This window comes from Moorena sp. SIO2C4 (assembly GCF_010672485.1).
GTDB classification, from domain to species: domain Bacteria; phylum Cyanobacteriota; class Cyanobacteriia; order Cyanobacteriales; family Coleofasciculaceae; genus Moorena; species Moorena producens.
Genome location: NZ_JAAHGN010001292.1, coordinates 1 through 1,831, shown reverse-complemented (window position 1 = coordinate 1,831; position 1,831 = coordinate 1). Strand labels below are relative to the sequence as shown.

Genomic DNA, 1,831 nt, shown 5'->3' with positions numbered 1-1,831 from the left:
TCCTGAAGGGCGGGGTTTTCACCCGCATCCGTTAGACAGTTAGACTTTTGAGGTTTTTATTCCTCGCGAAGTCCCCTACTCATACCCCTCTATTTTCTAGAGGCTCCTAGTAGGAACAAGCCGCACTAACTTCTGACTTGCGTGTAGCGCTATAACTGCCTCGACCCATGACTCCCCTGAGTAGAGCTATTTCACCCGAATCACTTCCAACGGAATCCAAAATTATTAGTAGCGGTTATCCCTTAAGTATTGCGCCAATGATGGATCGCACTGACCGCCACTATCGCTATTTCATGCGCCAGATTACAGGACGGACCTTACTCTACACCGAAATGGTCACCAGTGCAGCAATTCTTCATGGCGATCGCGAACGCTTGCTAGGGTTTTCCCCACAGGAGAAACCCCTAGTCTTACAAGTTGGTGGTGACACTCCCAGTGACTTAGCTGAATGTGCCCGAATTGCTGAAGCTATGGACTATGACCAGATTAATCTCAACGTTGGTTGTCCCAGTAGTCGGGTGCAAAATGGCAATTTTGGAGCTTGTTTGATGGCGCAGCCTGACCAGGTCGCACGCTGTGTAGAGGATATGGTTAAAGTAGTGAACATACCCGTTACTGTCAAGCACCGTATCGGTATTGATGACCTTGACCGCTATGAAGACATGGCTAACTTTGTGCGCATTGTCTCAGAGGCCGGTTGTCAGCATTTTACTGTACATGCTCGCAAGGCTTGGCTACAGGGTTTGAGTCCAAAAGAGAATCGCAACGTCCCACCCTTACGTTACAGTGACGTCCATCGTCTCAAGCAGGAGTTACCTGACTTATTCGTGGAAATTAATGGTGGATTCACTAGTCTTGAACAAGTGCGAGAACAACGGAAGTATGTCGATGGGGTAATGATTGGGCGTGCAGCTTACGACAATCCCTATCTGTTTGCCAAAGCTGATTGTGATATCTATAGCGATACAGTTATACCCCCAACTCGCCATCAGGTGGTCGAAGCCATGTTTTCCTATATTGATCACTGGGTAGGCAAAGGTATTAAGCTGAATAAAATTACCAGACATATGCTGCAATTATTTGCAGGGCAACCAGGTAGTAGAGCCTGGAAACGTCATCTAACTGAAAATTCCTGCTTGGTTGGTGTTGGTTCTGAAGTCGTTCGGGAAGCCTTAGCTAAAATTCCTTAGGGTAAGCATACAGCGGTCAGCGGTCAGCGATCAGCGGTCAGCTTTGTAGTAAGCATATGCTGACGGTTTTTTATTGCTATATACCCCGTTATATATTATTAAGTATATTTGTACTATTATAAGATATAATAATCATAAACATAATAGTGGTAGTGGCGAATTTAGCGAAAAAATACTGCTCTAATCCAGATTTTATGCTTCAAAAACCGCTCCCCATCATCCATCAATAATTAACCATGAGATTTATCAGCCCCAAAACCGATTTTGCTTTTAAGAAAATCTTTGGTTCTTCTGAGAGTAAAGAAGTTCTGATCAGCTTTCTAGATGCTTTAATCTATCAAGGAGAATCTAGGATAAATAACTTAGAGATTATTGACCCATACAATGCTGGCTATACTACGGAGTTAAAGGATACCTACCTGGATGTCAAGGCGATTCTAAATGACGGCTCGACAGTAATTATTGAAATGCAAGTGTTAAATGTTCCAGCTTTTGATAAACGAGTAATCTATAATCTCGCCAAAACCTATAGCACTCAATTAAAATATGGAGAAGGATATTCTAAACTGAAGCCGGTGATTGCTTTAACAATTACAGACTTCACCATGTTTGAGCAAACCGACCGATACCTAACTCGATTT

At 43.3% G+C, this 1,831-nt stretch carries 2 protein-coding genes; both read left to right on the top strand.

All coding sequences use genetic code 11. From position 1 onward, the window contains the following. The first annotated feature begins 167 nt into the window (after positions 1 to 167). A complete protein-coding gene (dusA, locus tag F6K20_RS36755; protein ID WP_287298152.1) occupies positions 168 to 1,190 on the top strand; it encodes a tRNA dihydrouridine(20/20a) synthase DusA in 1,023 nt (340 codons plus the stop codon). 236 nt (positions 1,191 to 1,426) lie between these two features. Then, the coding region (locus F6K20_RS36750) for an Rpn family recombination-promoting nuclease/putative transposase (protein WP_287298151.1) at positions 1,427 to 1,831 on the top strand (405 nt) is incomplete at its 3' end.